This is a genomic window from Arthrobacter sp. FW306-06-A (genome assembly GCF_021870055.1).
GTDB lineage: Bacteria > Actinomycetota > Actinomycetes > Actinomycetales > Micrococcaceae > Arthrobacter.
This window is the reverse complement of sequence record NZ_CP084552.1, coordinates 2,681,214-2,695,868: the sequence shown is the minus strand read 5'-3', so window position 1 is coordinate 2,695,868 and position 14,655 is coordinate 2,681,214. Positions and strand designations below refer to the sequence as shown.

Below are 14,655 nucleotides of genomic sequence, written 5' to 3'. Positions count from 1 at the left end.
GGCCATGTCCTCGGGTCAGCGGAAGGCTGAGATTCCCGTGATGTCGCGGCCTACCAGCAGTGCCTGGATGGAGTCCGTGCCCTCGTAGGTGGACACGACCTCCATGTCGGTCAGGTGGCGGGCGACATGGTTTTCGAGCAGGAGGCCGTTGCCGGCGAGCAATTCCCGTGCCTCGTTGCAGATCCACTTGCCTTTTTGCGCGGTGGCCATTTTGACCATGGACGCCATGGCGTTGGTCAGGGTGCCCTTCTCGGCCAGTTCAGCCATGCGGTTGACCATCAGTTGCATCGCGGTCAGCTCGCTGAGCATGTTGGCGAGCCGGTGCTGGACCAGCTGGTAGCTGGCGATCGGGTTGCCGAACTGGACCCGCTTGGCGGCATAGTCGGCCGCGATCTCGAAGCACGCCATTGCGTGGCCGACGGCCTCCCATGCAGCGCCGCCGCGGGTTGCCTGCAGGACGCGGGAGACATCGGCGAAGGACCTGCAGTTCTCCAGGCGGTTGGTCTCAGGGATCCGCATGCCCTCGATGACGATGTCGGCCTGCAGGATGGCGCGTTTGCCGATCTTGCCGGTGATGACGGTGGGGTTGTAGCCGGCCGGGTGGTTGCCGTCAGCGTCCTTTTCGACGACGAAGGCGTTGACCTTGCCGTCTTCGGTGTTGCGGGCGAAGAGGACCACGACGTCGGCCGCGTGGCCGTTGCCGATCCAGCGTTTGTGGCCGTCGATGATCCAGGTGCCTCCCTCTCGGCGGGCGCTCGTTTCCAGCGCCACCGTGTCGGACCCATGGTTGGGCTCGGTGAGGGCGAAGGCACCCGTTTTCTCCAGCCGGGCCATGGCAGGCAGCCAGCGCTGCCGCTGCTCCTCGTTGCCCAGCATGTACAGGGCGCCCATGCAGAGATTGGAGTGGACCCCCAGGAACGTGTTGATGCTTCCGTCAGCCCGCGCCATCTCGCGCGCGACCATTCCCGCGCCCTTGCGGCTCATCCCCGGGCATCCATATCCCTGAATGTAGGTCCCGATGATGCCGAGATCCGCGAGGCCGGGCAGCAGTTCGTCCGGGAACTCCGCACGTTCCCAGTAGTCGTTGATGATGGGAAGGACCCGCTCTTCGGCGAACTGGCGGACTTTGTCGCGGATGGCCAGCTCTTCTGGGCCCAACTCGTCGTCGAGGTTGAAGTAGTCGGAGTTTACGGTGCTGCGGGCAGTTGCAGTGGTTGTCATGAGAGGTCCTTTATGGTTCCGCGGACGGGGTGCTGGTTGCTTGTGGGGTGGCTGCTCGGGAGCGGGCTAAGCCTGCGGCGTCGACTGCAGCCACTGGAGAATGTCCCCCCGGTCTGCGTCGATGCCGGGCGGCACCAGGTCATAGCTGGCGGGTGTCGCTGAGAAGGTGATCGGGTTACGGACGCCGGGGATGGTTTCTTCACCGGTTCCCACGTTCACTACCGGTTCCAGTCCCAGGCGCTGGGCAAAATCAATCCCACCGCGGACATCGTTGATCGGAGCACATGGAAGCCGTGCCTCGGTGAAGATGTCGAACCACTCCGATGCGGTCCTGACGGCCAGCAGTTCCTGCAGGATGGGGCGCAGCGCCGACCGGTTGAGGCTGCGGTCCGGGGGTGTGGAGAACCGGGGATCGTCGGCGAGCTCGGGGGCGGCAATGACGTTGCAGAGCGTCCGGAACTGCCGGTCGTTGCCGATAGCCAGGACGATTTCCCCGTCCGCGGTGGGGAGCGGTTCATAGGGGTAGATGCTAGGGTGCTCGTTACCCATGCGGGTGGGCACGTTTCCGCTGAGCAGGTATCCGCCTGTCTGGTTAACCATGCCGGACAGGGCCGAGGACATAAGGTTCACCTCGATGCGTTGTCCGCGGCCGCTCTGGCTCCTTTCATGCAGCGCTGACAGGACGCCAATGGCGGCATGGAGTCCTGTGATGACATCAAAGACCGCAACACCGGAACGGTACGCGGGGAACTCCGGGTCCCCGGTGAGGCTCATGAGCCCGGACATGGCCTGGACGAGCAGGTCGTAACCCGGCAGGGCCGCTCCGCCAGCGGAGCCGAACCCGGTGATGGACGCGTAGACCACAGCGGGGTTGCGTTCGGTGATGGACGCGTAGTCCAGGCCGAAACGGTCCAGCCCGCCAGGTTTGAAGTTCTCGATGACGACGTCGGCGCCCGCAGCAATGTTCCGTGCCGTGTCTATGTCATCCGGATCGCCGAAGTCCAGTGCGATGGATCTCTTGTTCCTGTTGATTGAGAGGTAGTACGTGGATTGGCCATCGAAGACCGGGGGCTTCCAGGCCCGTGTTTCATCGCCGGACCGGCTTTCCACTTTGATGACCGTGGCACCCATGTCCGCCAGGAGCATGGTGCAGTACGGTCCGGCGAGGACCCGACTGAAGTCGGCAATGACGATTCCCGCCAAAGGACCGCTGGCGTTGCGACCGAAGGCGTCCCGGCGTGCGTGATCGGGCTGGCGGTCGTGAGCAGCAGCCCCTGGAGCCAGGGGAGCGGCGTTGCTCTGCAGTGTCATGGGTCCTCTTCCATAGGCGGTTCTTTTTCACTATCCCACCGGGCATTACAGCGCGTCCAATACTTATTGGGAGCCCGATTATTGATGCTCCTGCAATAATGGCGGGATGGAGATTCAACAAATACGGGTGTTCCTCGCCGTGGCGGAGGAATTGCATTTCGGCCGGGCTGCAGCCCGGCTCCATATGGCTCAACCACCTGTGAGCCGGATCGTGCGGCAGCTGGAGCGGGATCTCGGGGTCGACCTCTTCATCCGGAGCACACGCAGCGTCCAGCTAACGGCGGCCGGAGTGGCCCTGATGGCATCAGCCCGGGAGATCCTGGCTGCAGCGGAGCGTGCAAGGGCCGGCGCACTTGCCGCTGGCCGCGGCGAGGCGGGAATGGTCAAGCTCGCCTACGCCGGCGCATCAACCCATGTTCTCGTGGGAGTACTGGCACGGGAAGTCCGAAAGGCCCACCCAGGCATAGAAGTTCGCCTCAACAGCCAGGACTTCGCACTCCCAGCCCTCGCCCGGGTCCTCCGCGGTGAAGTTGATATCAGTCTCGGCCGTTGGGACTTTGTGCCCGCGGGCATCAAGTCCCGCATCGTCGTGGAGGAACATCTCGTGATGGCCGTCCCTGCATCACACCGCCTGGCCTCGCAAGGCGAAGTTCGTTTCGCAGAACTAGCTGGCGAACCGTTCGTCGCACTGCCCCCGCATGAAGGTTCTGTCCTGACCGACCGCCTGCGCCGGTTGAGCCTGGGAGCCGGATTCGATCCCGACATAGTGCAAAGTGCACCCGATTCGTGGACCGCAATGGCCCTGGTGGGAGCCGAAGTAGGATGCTCCCTAACGGTTTCCTCCGTCGCGGAAAACGTAACCGACCCGCATGTACGGTTCTTGCGGGTGCTCGACGAGACCCTGCCGGTCTACCTCAGGATGGCGTGGCGCGGGGATTCGGACAACCCGGCGCTCCCACCGGTCCTCACGCTTGCGGAACAGGTTTGGGTCGGTCGTCCCGACAGCCTCGCCGGTGTCGAGTCATAGCCCACCAATCGGTGGACGCTGCTACGACCGCCAGAACTGGTCTCAAAGACATAAAACCAAACCATCTTCACCGCAGAAGTAAGGTCACACCATGGAATCCTCCGATATAACCTTCCGCACTCGAAAATGGGTGCGCCCAGAAGACCTAAACGCCAACGGCACCCTGTTCGGTGGCAGCCTCCTCAAATGGATCGACGAGGAAGCAGCGATCTATGCCATCCTCCAACTGGGCAACGGCAGGGCGGTGACAAAGTACATTTCGGAAATCAACTTCGTCAGCTCCGCAGTCCAAGGGGACCTCATTGAGATGGGTCTGACAGCAACTAAATTTGGCCGAACCTCACTGACCATGCGAGCGGAAGTCCGGAACATGATCACTCGACGAAGCATCCTCACCATCGAGGAGATCGTGTTCGTGAACCTGAACATCGCGGGTAAGCCAGAGCCGCACGGCTACAAAGAAATCACCTACGACAGAGACAGGATACCCACGCACCACCTTACGGAAACGCCACACGGCTAGGAACGGTAACTGTCTCGACCGGTTGGTGCGCGTTGCAGAGGTCTTGGGCCCCCTGAACGTCTGTTCCACTAGATACCTGCACCGGCCGGAGCGAGTGCTCTGAAGGTATAGAGCTGCTTGCTTCCCGCTATCTGCGCCGGCCGCCCCGGTGACCTCTGCCTTCCCGCCACCCTGGCAGGCGCCTGTCCAGCTGCTCCGCCTTGGCCTGGTCGATTCTGCCAGCGCGGTAGTCGATGCGCTGGGCGTGCAGCCACACGCCCAGCGTGCGTTCGTGGGCATCGTCCGTCTTCTGGTGCCGCGGCCACTCACCGCCGGCAGCCCTGATTCTCTGGAGCTCCTCCAACCGATGCTGCCAACGCGCCTCATCCTCGGCCTTGCGGGTTGAAGGCTTGTCCCAGCCGGCGATCACCGCCAGGGCGTCCCTGTAGGTGGGGGAGAGGGTCTTCTCGGCGGACTGCCGGCGGCGGTTTGCCAGCCATGCTGCCAGCGCCCGCTCGCGCGAGGTCTTCCCGTGGCTGACCGGCAACCGGTCATGAGCCTCATGGAAGGCGAGGACATCAGCCAAGTTCCTCAGGCCCGCCTCGGATGTTCTCGGAGCTGCAGGGGCCAGCGCCGCTTTGTGCTCTTCCCGTATGCCCGGCTCTGCCTTTGCAGCAATCTGGAGGTGATACCGAACGGTCGTTTCCGCGGCGCCAGCCAAGGCGGCAATCCTGGACGTCGGGATACCCTGCCGGTACATCTGCACCCATTCGAGGTCAGGTGCGGTGCGCCTTAAGCCAATCATTGCCGTCCGGAATCGCCCTTAGGTGTTCCAAGTATCCCGAGTATTCCCTTCACGACTTCCCCCTGTGTTGAATTTGACGGGTCGCCCCGGCCAGAGAGCCTGCACAGGTGACTTCCGTTCTAAGCCTAGGGGAAAGCAACGCGACCCTAGCGAAACGTCGCGCGCCGGCTGTCTCCTTTCGCCCTTTCACCATTTGTTCCTGCACTCAGCCGGGCCAGCCCAAACTTAGGATGGTCTGGTGACAGACGAACCCACAAAGCGCCGCTTCCTGACAGTCGAGCAGGCGGCCGAAGAGCTCAACGTGAAGTCGAGCCTCATCCGGGGCCTGATCAGCAGTGGAGAGCTGCGCGCAATTCAGGTCGGCGGGAGGGGCCTGTGGCGCATCGGCCTCCAGGATCTGGAAGACTACATCGCCGAAGCGTACCGGCGCACAGCCTCACACATTGCCGCTGGCGATCTCCCGGACGACGGGGAACAGGACAGCCAGTAGCCGTTTACTGGTGCAGCCTGATGATCAGGGTAGCGACCTGGGGTTCGTTCAGGTCCGGGCTGGTTACGTTCAGGAGGTAGGCGTACTCGCCGTCGGTTCCTTCCGAGTCGCAGACAGTCGTGGGGCCGATGGCGTTCGACCGCCGCTGGCAGATCTGGCTCTTCTTCATCTCAAAGCCAACCTTGGAGACAACCGCCGCGACTTCTGCGGCGCTAGCAGGGCGCGCACACATGGTCTTTACGCTTTCCTGCACCTCCGGGTGCGGGCAAGACCATGCTGGCCGAGCGGCTGCCCGGTTTGCTGCCGGATCTTGGCGACCAGGAGTCCATGGAGGTCACCGCCATCCACTCGCTGTGCGGCCTGCCGGCCTCCGCGGTGCAGCTCCTGCGCCGCCCGCCCTTCGAAAACCCACATCATTCAGCCACCGCTGCAGCCATCATCGGCGGCGGCTCGGGTCTGCCCAGGCCGGGCGCTGCGTCCAGGGCCCACCGCGGTGTGCTTTTCCTAGACGAGGCCCCCGAATACGAACGGCGGGTCCTGGATGCCCTGCGCCAGCCGTTGGAGAGCGGAGAACTGGTGATCCACCGGTCTGCGGGCACGGCGGCCTATCCGGCCCGGTTCCAGCTGGTGCTCGCCGCGAATCCCTGCCCCTGCGGCAAGGCCTCGGGGAAGGGCCTGGACTGCACCTGCACGCCTATGATGCGCCGCCGTTACCTCGCCAGGATGTCCGGGCCGCTACTGGACCGGGTGGACATCCAGCTGCAGGTGGAGCGTGTGTCCCTGGCTGAGTTCGGACAGGCCGGTACCGAAGAGGACACCGCATCGATCGCGCGCCGGGTGCTGGACGCCCGTGCCAGGCAGGCCGAACGCCTGCACTGCTTCGGCCTCGAGACGAACTCGCAGGTGCCGGGACGGGTCCTGCGTGGTGTCTTGCGGCTCCCGGCAGGTGCCACCCGGATCCTGGACCAGTCCCTGGAACGGGGAGTGCTCACCGCGCGGGGGTATGACCGGGTCCTCCGGCTTGCCTGGACGCTGGCGGACCTGGGGCACCGGGACGCGCCGGACACAAACGACATCGGGCAGGCGTTGGGCCTGCGGCAGGCCGCGGCGGTTGCGGCATGACAGGAGTGGCAGGACGGAGCGGGTTGAAGGAACTGGGTGTGGAAAAGGAACCGGGTGTGAAGAAGGAAACGGGTTTGGACGCGGAACGAGTGGCCCGGGCCGCGCTTTCGCGGCTGATGGAGCCGCAGGATACGGCCGGCCTGGCCCTGGTTCAGGTCGCCGGGGCAATGGACGCCCTGCGCATCGCCACCGGCCAGATATCGGCAGGCCCCGACCTGGAGCGCGAGATCACCCTTCTGCTGGCGGACAGTGGTGCCGGCGGAAGCTGGGCGGGGCTGGCCGCCGCGCTGAAGCGCTGGCAGCCTCGGCTTCCCGACCTTGCGCCGGAACGCGACCTTGCCACCATGGCACGCCTTGGTGGCCGTCTCATCATTCCAGGCGATGAGCTGTGGCCGGTCCAACTCGCGGACCTGGGAATCCAGGAGCCCCTCTGTCTCTGGTGGCGCGGCCAGCAGCAGCCGTTGCCGGCCGTGGACAAGTGCATCGCCCTGGTGGGATCAAGGGACAGCACCAGCTACGGAGCAGCCGTCACAGGGGATCTCGCGTACTCGCTGGCGCAGCGCGGCTTTACCGTGGTTTCAGGCGGAGCCTACGGGATTGATGCCCACGCCCACCGGGCAGCGCTTGCCGGTGGCTCCACCGCCATCCCCACCATCGCCGTCATGGCCGGGGGAGTGGACCGGTTCTATCCATCGGGCAACGATGATTTGCTGCGCACTGTGGCAAACCAGGGCGCGGTACTGGCCGAGGTGCCGCCTGGGTCGGCACCGACCCGCTTCCGGTTCCTGCAACGGAACCGCCTGATAGCTGCCCTCTCCGCGGTGACCGTCGTGGTGGAGGCACGCTGGCGCTCAGGAGCACTCAACACGGCCCACCACGCCGAAACCCTGGGCCGCGCCGTCGGTGCCGTTCCCGGATCGGTCCACAGCGCCAATTCCGCCGGCTGCCACCGCCTGCTTCGGGACGGGGGTGCCGTCTGCGTCACCGATGCAGCCGAGGTGGCCGAGTTGGCTTCACCCAGCGGAACGGCCCTGCCGGAACAGCGTACGGCGGAAGCCGCAGTGCAGGACGGGCTGACCCTGGAGGACCTGATCCTGCTGGACGCGCTGCCGCTGCGTTCCACCACTTCCGTGGAAAAGCTTTCCGCGGTGGCGGGCCTTGGCCAGGATTCGGTCCGGGCAGGACTGGGGAGGCTGGGGCTGCTTGGACTCGCTGTCTCCGAGCGGGGCGGGTGGAAACGCGGCAGGGGATGACCGTGTCTGCCTGGGGAGGACGCCATGCAACTGGGAAGGTAGAGGAGTGGATAATGATGAACTGCCCGCGGAGCTCGGCGCGGCCCTGGACGGCTTTGCCGGTTACTTGTCAGGGGAACGTGCGGTATCGGCCCATACCCGGCGCGCTTACCTGGGTGATCTGCGCAGCCTCCTGTCCCATGCGGCATCAGAAGGCGTGGCAGGGCTGAACGACCTTGAACTGGGGACATTCCGCCGCTGGCTGGGCAATCAAAGCTCATCGGGGGCCTCCCGGGCGACCCTCGCGCGCCGGGCTGCTACGGCCCGGACGTTCACCGCCTGGGCGCTCCGTGAGGAACTCATCGACGTGGACCCTGCGCTGCGGCTCAAGGCACCCAAACGCGAACGATCCCTGCCTGGCGTCCTGCAGGCCTCCCAGCTCACGCGGATCCTGGAGCGGCTCGAGATCTCGGCCGTTGAGGGCGAACCCATCGCCGTGCGGAACCGGGCCATGGTCGAACTCCTCTACGCCACGGGCATCCGGGTAGGCGAACTTGTGGGCCTGGACATCGATGACCTGGATCCGGACCGCCGGACGCTCCGGGTGATCGGCAAGGGCAACAAGGAACGCACCGTCCCGTTCGGAGTTCCCGCAGCCCTGGCCCTCGACGACTGGCTCCGGCGGGGACGCCCGGCACTGGCCAAGGACACCAGCGGACCGGCCCTTTTTCTCGGCGCCCGCGGTGCACGGGTGGACCAGCGCCAGGTCCGCGCCCTGGTCAATATGCTCTTTGAAGCACTGGGAGATACCTCCGCGACTGGACCCCACGCGCTCCGGCACTCTGCCGCCACCCATCTGCTCGACGGCGGAGCGGACCTTCGCGCCGTGCAGGAGATCCTGGGCCACAGCAGCCTGGCCACCACCCAGATCTACACGCACGTCTCGGTGGACCGCCTGCGGAAGAGCTATCAGCAGGCCCATCCCAGGGCTTGACCACCGCAGCTAATCGCACTGGCGTAATTCCATGAGGTACGGCACAATAAGAGTCACGTCCGGCAACTTTCAAGTACCGCTTGAAACCCCTGTGGTTTCGTTCGGCGCGGCAAGTCCGGACACAGCTTTATCTGATACATCTGAATACAGGGAACCACCGCCGCAGTGAAGGCATGGCAGTTCCATCCAGGCAGAGGTCGTTGGGGAAGACGTACCTAGAGCTATGGAGGATGGAATGTCTATTGCAATGACCCGTGGTGTGCTGTTCGTTCATTCGGCCCCTACGGCGCTGTGCCCCCACGTTGAGTGGGCGGTCGGCGCTGTGGTGGACAAGCGGACGGACCTTGAGTGGACCGCTCAGCCAGCCGCGCCCGGAATGTTCCGGGCCGAGCTGTCCTGGACCGGCGCGCCCGGTACAGGTTCGAAACTGGCGTCCTGCCTCCGTGGCTGGGCGCACCTTCGGTATGAGGTTACTGAGGAGCCCAGCCAGGGCGTGGACGGCGGCCGCTGGTCGCACACCCCCGAGCTGGGAATTTTCCATGCCGTCACTGACGTCCATGGCAACATCATGGTGTCCGAGGACCGCATTCGGTACGCCTATGAGTCCGGCGCCGGCGACCCATCCGCCGTCTACCATGAACTGTCCCTCGCCCTGGGCGAAGCCTGGGATGAGGAACTTGAGCCGTTCCGCCATGCTGCCGAAGGCGCCCCGGTCCGCTGGCTCCACCAGGTGGGCTGACCGCCGTCGTCCATTCCCGGGCGGCTAAAACAGCAGCAACACTTCCATAGCACAAAGGAGGCCCCGCCAGCCGGCGGGGCCTCCTTTCGTATCCGGGACAACCCGCACGGACTACACGCTGCGGATGGCCACCACGGCGTTGTGGCCGCCGAAGCCGAACGAGTTGCTCAGCGCCACGATGCTGCCTGCGGGCAGTTCGCGGGCGGATGTGACAACGTCGAGCGGGATTTCAGGGTCCTGGTTTTCAAGGTTGATGGTGACCGGGGCCTTGCGCTCATGGACGGCCAGGACGGTGAGGACAGCCTCCACGGCACCGGAGGCGCCCAGGAGGTGGCCCATCTGCGACTTGGTGGCGGAGACGGCCACGTTCTCCACGTGGGCGCCCAGGGCGGCACGCAGCGCCGTGTACTCGGGCTTGTCGCCAACGGGGGTGGAGGTGGCGTGCGCGTTCACGTGAACCACGTCTTCAGCGTGGATCCGGCCATCGAACATGGCAGCCTTCAGCGCGCGGGTGGCGCCCAGCCCTTCGGGGTCCGGGGCCGTGATGTGGTAGGCGTCCGCCGTAACCGAGGTACCGGCGAGCTCGGCATAGATGCGGGCTCCACGGGCAAGCGCGTGTTCCTCTGCTTCGAGGACCAGGGCGCCGGCGCCTTCACCCATGACGAAGCCGTCACGGGCAGTGTCGTACGGACGGGAGGCGCGCTCGGGCTCGTCGTTCCGGCGGGACAGGGCCTGCATGGATGCGAACGCTGCCAGCGGCATGGGGTGGATGGCGGCTTCCGCGCCACCGCACATCACCACGTCTGCCTTGCCGGAGCGGATGAGTTCCAGGCCGAGGTGCATGGCCTCGGTGCCCGAGGCGCAGGCAGATACGGGTGTGTGGGCGCCGGCTCGGGCGCCAAGATCCAGGCTGACGGCCGCGGCAACGCCGTTGGGCATCAGCATGGGGACGGTCATGGGCAGGACGCGGCGCGGGCCTTTTTCCTTGAGCGTGTCCCAGGCGTCCAACAAGGTCCAGACGCCGCCGATGCCGGTGGCAAAGGCCACGGCAAGCCGGTCCTGGTCGAATTCCGTGATGCCGGAATCAGCCCAGGCTTCGCGGGCGGCGATGACGCCGAACTGCGTGGAGGGGTCCATCCGCTTGGCTTCAACGCGGCTCAACACGTCGAGGGCCGGCGTGCTGCACCGGGCGGCGAAGTGGACAGGGAGCTCGTACTTGGCTACCCAGTCGTCCTCGAGGGTGCGGGCACCGGAGACCCCTTTTAGGGCGTTGTTCCACATGGTGGGAACATCGCCGCCGATGGGCGTGGTGGCACCCAGACCGGTAATGACTACTTTGCGTGTCATGGGATCACTCTTTCGTCGGTGGGGAATCCGGCTGCGTCCGCCGCAGGGTCCCGCACATGTTGATGATCGGCCAGTCCCGGTCGGGGTACTGCGCCGGATAAATGCGGCGGGCTGCCGGTCCGGTCAATCCGGACCGGCAGCCCTGCCAAGCCGTAAGACGGCGAAAAGCCTGTGACTAGGCCTGTGCTCCGGCAATGAAGCTGACAGCGTCGCCAACAGTCTTGAGGTTCTTGACCTCTTCGTCCGGAATGCGGACGCCGAACTTTTCCTCGGCGTTGACCACGATGGTCATCATGGAGATGGAGTCGATGTCCAGGTCCTCGGTGAAGGACTTGTCCAGCTCGACGGCCTCCGGGGCCAGGCCGGTTTCCTCGTTGACGATTTCAGCCAGGCCGGCCAGGATCTCTTCGTTGCTAGCCATGTGTGGCTCCTTTTCTTGTATTGCCGGCAGAGGCTGCCGGAAACGGTCCAGGCCGCGGTTGCGGCCCTTGGGCGTATCTAGGGAAGGACAACTACCTGTGCGCCGAACACCAGGCCGGCACCGAAACCGATCTGCAGGGCCAGCCCGCCGCTCAGTCCGGGGTTCTCCTGAAGGAGCCGGTGCGTTGCCAGCGGGATGGAGGCAGCGGATGTGTTGCCGGCCTCGGCAATGTCCCGTGCCACTGTAACCGTCTCGGGCAGCTTCAGCTTCTTCACCATCTCGTCGATGATGCGCATGTTGGCCTGGTGAGGGATGAAGGCCACCAGGTCTTCGGCCTCGATGCCGGCGGCGTCGAGTGCCTGCTGGGCCACCTTGGCCATCTCCCACACTGCCCAGCGGAATACGGTCTGGCCGTCCTGCCGGAGGGTGGGGTACAGCTCCTGCGCCTCTTCCAGAAGCGCGAGGTCGCCCGTGGAGTCGGACTGGCGGGCGGCGAGTCCCAGGTCGCGGACATCCAGCAGGGAGCGGGTCATGCCAATGGCATTCCACTTGCTGCCGTCAGAACCCCACACCGAGGGGGCGATGCCCGGGGTGTCGGAGGGGCCGACGACGACGGCGCCGGCACCGTCCCCAAGGAGGAAGGAAATGGTGCGTTCGCGGTTGTCGATGACGTCCGACAGCTTCTCTGCGCCGACCACCAGGACATACTTGGCGGCGCCGGAGCGGACCAGGGCGTCCGCCTGGGCAATGCCGTAGCAGTAACCGGCACAGGCCGCGGAGATGTCAAAGGCAGGAGCCGGAGTGGCCCCGATCCTGTCGGCCAGGCTGGCTGCGGCGGAGGGCGTGGCGTAGGGGTGGGTCACGGTGGAGACAATCACGGCACCCAGGTCCGAGCCATCAATGCCGGCCTTCTCCATGGCTTCGCGGGCCGCTCCCTCAGCCATGTCGATCACGCTAACGTCGGCAGCAGCGCGGTGGCGGGTGATGATGCCCGTGCGCTGGCGGATCCACTCATCAGAGGAATCGATCCACTGGCATACGTCCTCGTTGGTGACGATGACATCCGGCCGGTAAGCCCCCAGGCCCACGATCCGGGTGTGCTCCTGGATGGGAGCCTGCTTCAGTGTGGGAACGCTCATGCGTTGCCCTCCAGTTCTGCGAAGAGCGCCAGCGCGGCGGAAAGGTCGTCGGGGGTCTTGACTGCAACGGTCTTGACGCCGGGCATCCCGCGCTTGGCGAGTCCGGCCAAGGTGCCCGCAGGAGCCAGCTCGATCAGGCCGGTGACGCCGCGCTTCACCATGGTCTCCATGCACAGGTCCCAGCGCACCGGGCGGGACACCTGGGCGATCAGCCTTTCGACGGCGGCGCCTCCGTCGGTGACTTCCCCGCCGTCGTAATTCGACAGGAGGGGCACCTTCGGGGCCACCGGGTTCAGCTGCGGCGCCAGCGCCTCCAGGGCGGCTACTGCAGGGGCCATATGGCTGGTGTGGAATGCGCCGGCAACCTTGAGCGGAATGACGCGCGCCTTGGCGGGCGGGTTGTCAGCAAGCGCTTTGAGCTGTTCAAAGGTACCTGCGGCAACTGTTTGGCCGGCACCGTTGACGTTTGCCGGTGTGGCACCGGATGCCTCGATCGCCGCAAGCACCCCTGCGGGGTCACCGCCCACGACAGCGCTCATGCCGGTGGGTGTGACGGCTGCCGCGGCGGCCATGCTGTTGGCGCGCTCCCGGACAAACGTCATGGCTTCCTGCTCCGTCAGCACTCCGGCGAGGGCGGCAGCGGTGATCTCACCCACCGAGTGGCCGGCCAGGATGACCGGAAGGGAGTTGAGTTCAACATCGAAGAGGGAGGCGGCGGTGACCAGCCCCGCGGCAACGATCAGGGGCTGCGCCACGGCAGTGTCCTTGATGGTTTCCTCGTCGGAGGTGGTCCCGTGGGCGATCAGGTCGATCCCTGCGATGTCACTCAGGGAGGCCAGTTGGCCTGCCACCGAGGGTAGTTCCAGCCAAGGGGCCAGAAAACCCGGGGTCTGTGAGCCCTGTCCAGGGCAGACTATTGCAAGCACGTAACCAGCTTTCCAAATTACTGTGTGATCCAGCGGTGTTTCTCCGCACCAAGCTCACGGGGTCAGGTTGTAGGAAGTCTACAATGCCTCAGGCCTGGTTCCGGGAAGCCTGCCGCTCCGTGGCGGCCTTCGGCGGGGCTGAAAGACGGCCCACGACCAGTGCGGCCTGCAGCACGAACGCCTCCCGCGGGAGCAGCGGGTCCCAGCCGGTGACGTCGCAGACCCGCTTCAGTCGGTACCGGACGGTGTTTGCATGGACGAAGAGTTCGCGCGCCGTGGCCTCCAGCGAGTGGCCCAGTTCCAAGTACGTTCCCAGCGTTTCCACCAGGCCGTTGGAGGCCGCCAGGAGCGGCCGGTAGATGTTCTTCACCAGGGAACGGCGGGCAGCGTCGTCGCCCGAAATAACCCGCTCCGGCAGCAGGTCATCGGCGGCCACCGGACGGGGTGCGGACGGCCAGGCCCGGGCAGCGGTCAGCCCGGCAAACGCCGATTGGGCGGAGCTGCTGGCCTCCAGCAACGAGCTGGCCTCCGGGCCATAGACCACGGGCCCGGGAGCGAACATGTCGCTCAGCTTCACGTACGCGGTTTCGCGGTCCTGGACCCCGCCAAGGATGAGGATCAGCCGGTCGCCCTGGATCCCCACCAGCGCATCCTCGGCGTACCGCCCAGCCATTCGGCGCAGCTCGCTGACGTAGCTGGCGCTGGGTTCGGACGGCGAATTGCCCACCATGACCGTGAACCGTTCCTGCGCCTTCCAGCCAAGCGCTGCAATGCGTGAGCGCAGTGCGTCGGTGTTTTCGCCGCGCAGGATCGCATCCACGATCAAGGCTTCCAGGCGCGTGTCCCAGGATCCACGGGACTCGGCAGCCCTGGCGTAAACATCTGCGGCTGCAAAGGCGACTTCCCGCGAGTAGCGCAGCACCGCCTCGCGAAGGGACGGCTGGTCTGCCTCCGGTGCGATGACCGGCACCTGGTCCTCCACCACCTCCACCACGATCCTGATCAGCTGCAGTGCTTTCTGGAGGCTGATGGAACGGGTCAGCTCAGTGGGGGCGGTCCCGAAGACGTCGGTGAGAATCCACGACGGCGAGCTGGGCCGCTCATACCAGGTGACAAAGGCCGCGATTCCGTTCTGCGCCACCATGCCCAGGGCCGACCGCTCGTCAGCGCTGAGCCGGCTGTACCACGGCAGCGACTGCTCCAGCTTGCGCATGGTGGCGGTGGAGAGCTGTCCCACATTGGCACGGAGCTGCTTGAGGGTCTCGGACTTCTCCGGGGTGACCTTCGGCGCGGGCGGTTTCCGCTTCGAAGACGGGCTTGCTGGTGCTGGCATTCTTTGAGCATACGGCCACCGCCCCGCAAGCTCCATTTGTGCGAAG

General features: G+C 65.5%; 15 protein-coding genes and 1 pseudogene. 7 read left to right on the top strand and 9 right to left on the bottom strand.

Going from position 1 to position 14,655, the window contains the following annotated elements; all coding sequences use genetic code 11:
* Positions 1 to 15: 15 nt before the first annotated feature.
* Both LFT49_RS12610 and LFT49_RS12605 read right to left on the bottom strand, forming a co-directional pair.
* Positions 16 to 1,221 carry an acyl-CoA dehydrogenase family protein gene (locus LFT49_RS12610; protein ID WP_192477108.1) on the bottom strand — a complete coding sequence of 402 codons (1,206 nt, stop codon included), beginning with the start codon at positions 1,219 to 1,221 and terminating at the stop codon, positions 16 to 18.
* Between the two features lie 66 nt (positions 1,222 to 1,287).
* Complete coding sequence (locus LFT49_RS12605; RefSeq protein WP_192477110.1) at positions 1,288 to 2,532, bottom strand: CaiB/BaiF CoA transferase family protein; 1,245 nt, start codon at positions 2,530 to 2,532, stop codon at positions 1,288 to 1,290.
* A gap of 106 nt (positions 2,533 to 2,638) precedes the next feature.
* On the opposite strand from LFT49_RS12605, the gene LFT49_RS12600 reads away from it, so the two are divergent.
* Positions 2,639 to 3,559 carry a LysR substrate-binding domain-containing protein gene (locus tag LFT49_RS12600; protein WP_192477111.1) on the top strand — a complete coding sequence of 307 codons (921 nt, stop codon included), beginning with the start codon at positions 2,639 to 2,641 and terminating at the stop codon, positions 3,557 to 3,559.
* 91 nt (positions 3,560 to 3,650) lie between these two features.
* Complete coding sequence (locus LFT49_RS12595; RefSeq protein ID WP_192477112.1) at positions 3,651 to 4,082, top strand: acyl-CoA thioesterase; 432 nt, start codon at positions 3,651 to 3,653, stop codon at positions 4,080 to 4,082.
* Positions 4,083 to 4,209: 127 nt separating this feature from the next.
* On the opposite strand, the gene LFT49_RS12590 is transcribed toward LFT49_RS12595, so the two are convergent.
* A complete protein-coding gene (locus LFT49_RS12590; protein WP_237428430.1) occupies positions 4,210 to 4,647 on the bottom strand; it encodes a helicase associated domain-containing protein in 438 nt (145 codons plus the stop codon).
* A 457-nt stretch (positions 4,648 to 5,104) separates the two neighbouring features.
* On the opposite strand from LFT49_RS12590, the gene LFT49_RS12585 reads away from it, so the two are divergent.
* Positions 5,105 to 5,356, top strand: coding sequence for a helix-turn-helix domain-containing protein (locus tag LFT49_RS12585; RefSeq protein WP_234752110.1), 252 nt, complete (start codon positions 5,105 to 5,107; stop codon positions 5,354 to 5,356).
* A gap of 4 nt (positions 5,357 to 5,360) precedes the next feature.
* Here the strand turns inward: LFT49_RS12585 and LFT49_RS12580 are convergent, their stop codons facing one another.
* Positions 5,361 to 5,525, bottom strand: a complete 165-nt coding sequence (locus tag LFT49_RS12580) for a hypothetical protein (RefSeq protein WP_237428429.1) — start codon at positions 5,523 to 5,525, stop codon at positions 5,361 to 5,363.
* Positions 5,526 to 5,602: 77 nt separating this feature from the next.
* On the opposite strand from LFT49_RS12580, the pseudogene LFT49_RS12575 reads away from it, so the two are divergent.
* The 4 genes and pseudogenes from LFT49_RS12575 to LFT49_RS12560 form a co-directional block, all read left to right on the top strand.
* Positions 5,603 to 6,478, top strand: a pseudogene (locus tag LFT49_RS12575) (YifB family Mg chelatase-like AAA ATPase); the annotation flags it as partial.
* A gap of 116 nt (positions 6,479 to 6,594) precedes the next feature.
* Positions 6,595 to 7,731: a DNA-processing protein DprA gene (gene dprA, locus LFT49_RS12570; RefSeq protein ID WP_237430514.1), complete on the top strand. Its 1,137-nt coding sequence runs from the start codon at positions 6,595 to 6,597 to the stop codon at positions 7,729 to 7,731.
* A 46-nt stretch (positions 7,732 to 7,777) separates the two neighbouring features.
* A complete protein-coding gene (locus LFT49_RS12565; protein ID WP_237428428.1) occupies positions 7,778 to 8,704 on the top strand; it encodes a tyrosine recombinase XerC in 927 nt (308 codons plus the stop codon).
* A gap of 235 nt (positions 8,705 to 8,939) precedes the next feature.
* Positions 8,940 to 9,443: a DUF3145 domain-containing protein gene (locus LFT49_RS12560; protein ID WP_237428427.1), complete on the top strand. Its 504-nt coding sequence runs from the start codon at positions 8,940 to 8,942 to the stop codon at positions 9,441 to 9,443.
* Positions 9,444 to 9,554: 111 nt separating this feature from the next.
* On the opposite strand, the gene fabF is transcribed toward LFT49_RS12560, so the two are convergent.
* The 5 genes from fabF to LFT49_RS12535 all read right to left on the bottom strand — a co-directional run bounded on the left by fabF (position 9,555) and on the right by LFT49_RS12535 (position 14,609).
* Entirely contained in the window at positions 9,555 to 10,790 is a 1,236-nt protein-coding gene (fabF, locus tag LFT49_RS12555; protein ID WP_236798646.1) for a beta-ketoacyl-ACP synthase II, read from the bottom strand.
* Positions 10,791 to 10,965: 175 nt separating this feature from the next.
* A complete protein-coding gene (locus LFT49_RS12550) occupies positions 10,966 to 11,211 on the bottom strand; it encodes an acyl carrier protein (RefSeq protein WP_009359314.1) in 246 nt (81 codons plus the stop codon).
* A 77-nt stretch (positions 11,212 to 11,288) separates the two neighbouring features.
* Positions 11,289 to 12,350 carry a beta-ketoacyl-ACP synthase III gene (locus LFT49_RS12545; RefSeq protein ID WP_236798645.1) on the bottom strand — a complete coding sequence of 354 codons (1,062 nt, stop codon included), beginning with the start codon at positions 12,348 to 12,350 and terminating at the stop codon, positions 11,289 to 11,291.
* The gene (locus tag LFT49_RS12540) at positions 12,347 to 13,276 is read right to left on the bottom strand and encodes an ACP S-malonyltransferase (RefSeq protein WP_237428426.1); all 930 of its coding nucleotides are present in this window, start codon (positions 13,274 to 13,276) and stop codon (positions 12,347 to 12,349) included. The genes LFT49_RS12545 and LFT49_RS12540 overlap by 4 nt, the downstream gene beginning before the upstream one ends.
* Before the next feature lie 88 nt (positions 13,277 to 13,364).
* Positions 13,365 to 14,609 carry a PucR family transcriptional regulator gene (locus tag LFT49_RS12535; RefSeq protein WP_236798643.1) on the bottom strand — a complete coding sequence of 415 codons (1,245 nt, stop codon included), beginning with the start codon at positions 14,607 to 14,609 and terminating at the stop codon, positions 13,365 to 13,367.
* Positions 14,610 to 14,655 lie beyond the last annotated feature (46 nt).

What these genes read in the sequence shown, in the direction of transcription:
- LFT49_RS12610 (WP_192477108.1), bottom strand. Translation starts at nt 1,221, where the DNA reads ATGACAACCACTGCAACTGCCCGCAGCACCGTAAACTCCGACTACTTC.
- LFT49_RS12605 (WP_192477110.1), bottom strand. Translation starts at nt 2,532, where the DNA reads ATGACACTGCAGAGCAACGCCGCTCCCCTGGCTCCAGGGGCTGCTGCT.
- LFT49_RS12600 (WP_192477111.1), top strand. Translation starts at nt 2,639, where the DNA reads ATGGAGATTCAACAAATACGGGTGTTCCTCGCCGTGGCGGAGGAATTG.
- LFT49_RS12595 (WP_192477112.1), top strand. Translation starts at nt 3,651, where the DNA reads ATGGAATCCTCCGATATAACCTTCCGCACTCGAAAATGGGTGCGCCCA.
- LFT49_RS12580 (WP_237428429.1), bottom strand. Translation starts at nt 5,525, where the DNA reads ATGAAGAAGAGCCAGATCTGCCAGCGGCGGTCGAACGCCATCGGCCCC.
- dprA (WP_237430514.1), top strand. Translation starts at nt 6,595, where the DNA reads ATGGAGCCGCAGGATACGGCCGGCCTGGCCCTGGTTCAGGTCGCCGGG.
- LFT49_RS12560 (WP_237428427.1), top strand. Translation starts at nt 8,940, where the DNA reads ATGTCTATTGCAATGACCCGTGGTGTGCTGTTCGTTCATTCGGCCCCT.
- fabF (WP_236798646.1), bottom strand. Translation starts at nt 10,790, where the DNA reads ATGACACGCAAAGTAGTCATTACCGGTCTGGGTGCCACCACGCCCATC.
- LFT49_RS12550 (WP_009359314.1), bottom strand. Translation starts at nt 11,211, where the DNA reads ATGGCTAGCAACGAAGAGATCCTGGCCGGCCTGGCTGAAATCGTCAAC.
- LFT49_RS12545 (WP_236798645.1), bottom strand. Translation starts at nt 12,350, where the DNA reads ATGAGCGTTCCCACACTGAAGCAGGCTCCCATCCAGGAGCACACCCGG.
- LFT49_RS12535 (WP_236798643.1), bottom strand. Translation starts at nt 14,609, where the DNA reads ATGCCAGCACCAGCAAGCCCGTCTTCGAAGCGGAAACCGCCCGCGCCG.